Consider the following 6,000-nt stretch of genomic DNA (forward strand, 5'->3'; position numbering starts at 1 on the left):
GGGAACTCTGCAGGAAGTCTCCCCCGAACAGCTCCGGATACTGGAACAGGAGAGCGTTCCGACGTCGGGTGGCGGGGGTGAGCTGGGGATGTGGTTCCGGTCGGGTCCGGGAGTCATGTGGCAGGGCGCCGGTTGACGGCGGCGTGGCCCGGCCCCGCCGCTGTGATCGCCGACCTGGTGTCAGCTCCTGGGCGGGTGGGTCGGCTGGGGCCACAGGCTTGGGGTCTTTGTGGCAAGCCAGCGGGCGAGTGCGGCGTTGACGGCGGTGGGCTGTTCGAGCTGGGCCCAGTGGCCCGCCTCGATGGATTCCTCGGTGAGGTCGGTGCAGTAGCGCCGCATGGGCTCCGCGAGCCGGGACAGGGACGTGTCGGCGACCTGGTCGTAGAACGCTTCGAGGTACAGGACCGGCATGTCCAGCCGTCCGCCGTTCAGCGAGGTGTCGCTGTAGGTGCGGTTGGCTTCGTCGTTGAGGTAGTAGGCGATCGAGGCCGCGAATCCCGTTCGGGTCAGCGAGGACGTCAGGTCCGCGAGCAGTTCCTCGTCCAGGACTCGGGTGTCGGGCGGGAGGTCCGGGACCGCGTCCGCGCCTGCGAACCACCCCCCGTTGCGGGTGATCTCCGAAGTCGGTCCCGGCTTGCCGTGAGCGGCCGGGACGCCCCCACGAAAGAAGGCCCTCACGGTGTTGGCCGGCCGTGCGTCGAGGACCTGCGCGGCTCGCTCCGCCTCGGACGCGTAGTAGTGCATGTAGTCGAACTGGGCGTACGGGTGGGTGTCCGGCGGATAGATCGAGCGGTTGACGTGTTCGAGAAGAGCCGGCACCCCTCGTTCGAGCGTGCGGTAGGGGATGCAGATGCTGGCCACGGCCGCGCAGCGCTCGGGATGGTGACCGGCGAGGCCCCAGACGGTTGCGCTGCCCCAATCGTGTCCGATCCAGACGGCCTGTTCGCGGTCGAGCCGGTCGAGCAGGGCGACCATGTCGTCCACGAGGTGCTCCTGGGCGTACGCGTCTCGCTGCTGGTGCACGGTCGAGCTTCCGTAGCCGCGCATGTCGGGTGCGATTACGCGGAACCCGAGCGCGGCGAAGGCGGTCAGTTGGTGCTTCCAGGTGCGGCCGTTGGCCGGCCAGCCGTGGACGAAGACGAGCATGGGACCGTCCTCCGGGCCGGCTGCGTGGTAGGTGATCGAGTCACCGTTGCCGGCGGCTGTGCCCGAGGTCAGGGGGACGCTGGCACGTGTGAAGGTGGTCAGGGTGCTGGGGTGGTTCACTTGAGTATCTCCAGGATGGTGGCGTTGGCGAGGCTGTCGGCCTCGCACATCGCCTGCAGGGCACAGCGGGCGCCGCGCTGGTGCAGGGCATGGACGAAGGTGGTCATCAGTCCGGTGCCACTGGCGCCGAGGGAGCGGCCGACGGCGATGGCGCCGCCGTTGACGTCGACCTTCGCCGGATCGGCAAACCGGTCTCCTGCGGCCGGGTGAGGACCACGCTCGCGAAGGCCTCGTCGAGGGGAGTGTTCGGCCAGGTGTGCTCAGGGGCTCTGGCCAGGAAAGTACGACGGCCGCGGCGCTGAGCAGCAACGCCATGCCGGTGACGAGCAGGGCTGTGCAGGCCGAAGGTGAAGCCGTTCGCGGCGGCGATGCTCTCGGCCTCGCCCGGCCGCTGTGCGGCTTGGACACTGAGCATCAGCCCGTCCATGCCCACCACCTCCATTAGCGAGTTGGAAAGCCGGACTCACTATAGGCGGGTGGGTTGGAAAAGCCAACCCGGGATCCTTGCGGTGAGCGACATGACCACAGCCGCAACCCCCCGCCCGTGCTCGATCGCCGACGCGCTCGCGGTGGTCGGGGAGAAGTACTCGCTTCTGGTCCTGCGCGAGGTCTTCTTCGGTGTGCACCGCTTCGACGGCATCGCCCGCAACATCAGGGCGCCACGTGACATCCTCACCACCTGGCTGCGCCGCCTGGTGGACGCCGGAGTCCTGGAGAAGGTCCAGTACAACGACCGCCCGCCCCGGTACGAGTACCGCCCGACCCCGGCCGGAGAGGAACTCCGCCCCGTGGTGCTGATGCTGCTGCGCTGGGGCGACCGCCGCCTCAACGACGTGCCGCCGACCGTCTTCGAGCACTCCTGCGGCGCGACGCTCGACCCGGCCGTCGTCTGCCGCGCCTGCGGCACGGAGGTGGAGAGCCGCTCCCTCACCCCGCGCTTCACAACCCCCGGCTGGACCGTGCCGGGCCGGATTGATCCAAGAGCCGGGCCTGGTCGGACAGGCGTCGAACCGGTGTGCACGACTTCGCGGCGCCACTGCTCATACCGCTGCTGATGCGGCGTCCAGTAGCGCGCCACAGACCATGCGGCAGTCGACCGCGACGGTGACGATGTGGATGCCGTGCGGGCGATACTCCTCGAAGAGCAGTTCCGTGAGCACCCTCGCACCGGCCTTGCCCAGCGAGAGGCTGGTGTACCGGGCTTCGGGCCGCGGCATGCCACTGGTGATCAACACCGCACCGCGGCCGTCACACGCCATCGCCGACGCGAAATGGACGGCCGCGATCAGCACCCCGAACACGCTGGCCGGCCCACTTGCTGGCCGGTCGTCAGGCCTCACACCCGGACGTCGTCCCCGCCGGTGACGGCCACGGGGCAGCCGTCCAGCAACGTCGTCGCCACCGCCGACACCCGGCGGGTGTGGCCGGTCATGGGTTGCCGGCCGACCTGCCGGCCGGTCACCGGATCCCGTACCGCCACCGCCCCGCTGTAATGGCCCGTGACAGCCAGGGTGCGACCGTCCACGACCAACGTCGCTATCGCCGTCGTCTGACCCAGGCAACCGTTCGGGGTCGGCCGGCACCGCGGGTCGAGCCGGGAGCCGCTGGACCACTCGACGCTCCACCGCCCGGCGGGCTCGCCCTCCACCACTACCGCGGCGATCCGCGCGGACAACTCCCGCTCCCCGTACCGGGCTGCGTCCAGCGCCAGCAACTGCCGCCGCACGCCCGCACCGGCCGCACGATGCAGCTCCGCCGACACCCGGTACACCGCGGCCCCCACCCGTGCCGCCGGACTCGACGCCACATCGAGCAGCGCGATGACCCGTTCTGGGTCCGCGGTCACCAGGAACTCCGGGTCCGCCAACCACTCGTCGACTGTGGTGGTTTCCGTGGCGGTCGGCGTGGTGGCCGACGTCGAAGACAGCACGGGGTCCGTCCTGTGTGATGAGAGAGGGTGGCCGCGCGGGGGCCGCACGGGAGGGAACGTGCCGTTACACGCGGGGCCGGATTTCCTCGACGAGGGTGGCGAGGTATTCCTGGGCCGTGCGCGGTCGGGTGAGCGGTGCGGCCTGCCCGGCCCAGAGGTTGAGGTAGTCGGGGAGCCCCCGTTCAACGGCCGCGCGGCGGATGGGCTCGGTGAGTGCGCCCTGGACCGGATACGGCGGAAGGTCGCCCTCGTGCCGGGCCATGTCCCGCACGAACCGGTTGGCGATGGTCCGGGCCTGGCGGCCGGAGACGGCGCTGGTCAGCACGGTGACGCGGGCTTGCGGGCTGTGCAGGGCCCGCTTGTGGTCGGGGCTCGCGCCGGACTCGTCGGTGGCGAGGAATCCGGTGCCGATCTGGACGGCGTCGGCGCCGAGTGCCAGTGCGGCAGTGATCCCGCGGCCGTCGGCGATCCCGCCGGCGGCGACGACCGGTACCGAAACGGCGTCGACGACCTGCGGGACGAGGGAGAACGTCCCGACCAGGGACTCCTCCATCGGCCGCAGGAATGCCCCTCGGTGGCCCCCGGCATCCGCCCCGGAGGCCACGACGGCATCGACCCCCGCCTCGTCGAGCGCGACCGCCTCGTCGACGGTCGTCGCCGTCCCGAGGGTGACGATGCCGCGCCGCCGAGCCTCGGCCAGGACGTTCCCGGGCGGGATGCCCATGACGAAGCTGAAGACCGGCGGCCGGGCCTCCAGCAGCGCGTCCACCTGCTGCTCGAAGTCCTGGCCGAACGACGCGGGGAACTGCGGGTCGGGCAGGCCGAGCCGGTCGAGGTACGGACGGATCCGCCCGAGGTGGGTGGCGAACTCGGACTCGGTCATGGTCAGTTCGCGTTCGCCGGGCTGCGGTATCCAGAGGTTCACCGCGAACGGGCGCGCGGTGCGGGCCTTGATCTCCGCCACGGTGGCCGCGATGCCCGAAGGGGCGAGGACGTGGGCGCCGTAGGAGCCCAGGCCGCCGCCGTTGGACACGGCGGCGGCCAGGCGGACGGTGGAGTAGCCGCCACCGAACGGCCCTTGCACGATCGGGTGGTCGATGCCGAGGAGCTCGGTGATGTGGGTACGGGTCGACACTCGGCCGACGGACATGTCCACTCCTTCGTTCGGGCCCCTCGCGACGGCAGGCACGCCACCTGGGGGCCGGGGAGCCAACCGACCGGAGCATCGGGTTGGAAAACTGAACTTACCAGAGAGCTGGAGGGTTGGAAAAGCAAACCATCTGCCCTACGGTGACTGCATGACGAGCGGCCATCCCGGCCGCCGGGCCGGACCGTCCCACCCCGCATGCACCCGCTCGTACACCTAGTAGTACTTCGTTAGGTTGTGGCTCTGTGGTTGCGGCGTTGTCGTTGTGTGTTGGGTAAGTCGCGGTGGCAGGTGGGGCATGTGCCGGTCCATGCGCGTAGGAGGGCCTGGAGGGCGCCGAGGACCGCGTAGAGGGTCAGGCCGGCGCAGGGGCTTTTGGGTCGAGTCGCAGGAGGGTGCAGAAGGCCTGGGCGAGGGAGGTGAGGGTGACGTGGCGGTGCCAGCCGAGGTAGTTGCGGCCTTCGAAGTGGTCCAGACCGAGGCCGTCCTTGAGCTCGCGGTAGTCGTGCTCAACTCGCCATCGGATCTTGGCGGTTCGTACCAGTTCTTGCAGGGGGGTGTCGGCGGGCAGGGTGCTCAGCCAGTAGTTGGTGGGCGTCTTCTGGCCTGTCGGCCATTCGTTGAGCAGTGTCAGTGCGGGCAGTGTCCCGTCCCACGCGGTGGATCCTCCCGCCGCGGCCATCGCGTGGGTGCGGGCTGCGACACCGGCCGGACGCACGTTCCGCGCTTGGAATCTCAAGCGCATCGGCCCCTTGGAGCCTTTGCGCCAGGTCACCTGCTGGTAGGCCTTGCGGCCGGGTTCGGCGGCCAGGTCTTTCAGCGAGAGCGCCTTGGTGCGGTAGCGGGTGGCGGGCTTGCGTCCGTTTCCGCTCCAGGCCGGCGCGGTGGGGACGGCGTCGTACGGGTGGGCGGATTCATCCGCCCTCACCGCGACGACGAAATCCAGGCCACGGTCGGTCAGACCCTGCCGGAAGGCGTTGTTCTGGCCGTACCCGGCGTCGGCGACGATGATCTGCGGGGCAAGGCCCAAGGAGATCGCCTCGTCGATCAGGTCAAGGGCCAGTCGCCACTTCTCCCGGTGCCGCACTTCCTCGGGCATCCTCGCCCTGGCCCGACGCCCAGCATCGTCCTGCCATTCCTGCGGCACGAAAAGCCGCCACGAGATCGGCACGGAAGCGGTGTCGGAGGCGGCATGCAGGCTCACCGCGACCTGGCAGTTGGACTGCTTGCCCAGAGCTCCGCACCACTGTCGGCCCACGGCCACCGACATCTTCCCGTCCTTGGGGAACGACACGTCGTTGATCACCCACACCTCGGGACCCACCGCCGGGACCGTCTTGACAGCCACCGCCCGCAACACCGCGGCGTGGTCCCACGGCGACTGGTTCACGAACTGCTGCAGGGCCTGCATATCGCCGTCCGGCAGCCGCTCGGCCATCGGCTGGATCGACTTCCTCCGGCCGTCCAGCATCAACCCGCGCAGATAACAGTCGCCCTTCGCCCGCTGATCCCGGCGCGGCACCGGCGCAAACACCTCAGCCACGAACGCGGCCAGCTCGTACCGAAGTTGCTCGATCTCGCCCAAGTCCACAGGAGCAGCATGACGAAATCAATTCCCAAGATCAAATCAACCTAACCTCGCCGTTTCGGTTGGGGT

At 69.8% G+C, this 6,000-nt stretch carries 6 protein-coding genes and 1 pseudogene; 1 reads left to right on the top strand and 6 read right to left on the bottom strand.

What is annotated here, in order from left to right; all coding sequences use genetic code 11:
• Positions 1 to 180 precede the first annotated feature (180 nt).
• Together AMK22_RS33780 and AMK22_RS41530 are read right to left on the bottom strand one after the other, a co-directional pair.
• Positions 181 to 1,266, bottom strand: a complete 1,086-nt coding sequence (locus AMK22_RS33780; protein ID WP_242434277.1) for an alpha/beta fold hydrolase — start codon at positions 1,264 to 1,266, stop codon at positions 181 to 183.
• Positions 1,263 to 1,504 (bottom strand): annotated as a pseudogene (locus AMK22_RS41530) (steroid 3-ketoacyl-CoA thiolase); the annotation flags it as partial. The pseudogene AMK22_RS41530 and the gene AMK22_RS33780, both read right to left, overlap by 4 nt.
• 280 nt (positions 1,505 to 1,784) lie before the next feature.
• Between AMK22_RS41530 and AMK22_RS33790 the strand changes: the two are divergent.
• The gene (locus AMK22_RS33790) at positions 1,785 to 2,321 is read left to right on the top strand and encodes a winged helix-turn-helix transcriptional regulator (protein ID WP_073791253.1); all 537 of its coding nucleotides are present in this window, start codon (positions 1,785 to 1,787) and stop codon (positions 2,319 to 2,321) included.
• On the opposite strand, the gene AMK22_RS33795 is transcribed toward AMK22_RS33790, so the two are convergent.
• From AMK22_RS33795 to AMK22_RS33810, 4 genes are all read right to left on the bottom strand, one after another.
• Positions 2,307 to 2,558 carry a hypothetical protein gene (locus tag AMK22_RS33795; protein WP_143203635.1) on the bottom strand — a complete coding sequence of 84 codons (252 nt, stop codon included), beginning with the start codon at positions 2,556 to 2,558 and terminating at the stop codon, positions 2,307 to 2,309. The two genes, AMK22_RS33790 and AMK22_RS33795, sit on opposite strands and share 15 nt — an antisense overlap.
• Before the next feature lie 44 nt (positions 2,559 to 2,602).
• Positions 2,603 to 3,196, bottom strand: a complete 594-nt coding sequence (locus AMK22_RS33800; RefSeq protein ID WP_073791235.1) for a hypothetical protein — start codon at positions 3,194 to 3,196, stop codon at positions 2,603 to 2,605.
• A gap of 64 nt (positions 3,197 to 3,260) precedes the next feature.
• Positions 3,261 to 4,346 (bottom strand): NAD(P)H-dependent flavin oxidoreductase, encoded by a 1,086-nt coding sequence (locus tag AMK22_RS33805; RefSeq protein WP_073791236.1) that lies wholly within the window; start codon positions 4,344 to 4,346, stop codon positions 3,261 to 3,263.
• A 352-nt stretch (positions 4,347 to 4,698) separates the two neighbouring features.
• A complete protein-coding gene (locus tag AMK22_RS33810) occupies positions 4,699 to 5,934 on the bottom strand; it encodes an IS701 family transposase (protein ID WP_073791238.1) in 1,236 nt (411 codons plus the stop codon).
• Positions 5,935 to 6,000 lie beyond the last annotated feature (66 nt).

It is taken from the genome of Streptomyces sp. CB01580, from assembly GCF_001905795.1.
Classification (GTDB): domain Bacteria; phylum Actinomycetota; class Actinomycetes; order Streptomycetales; family Streptomycetaceae; genus Streptomyces.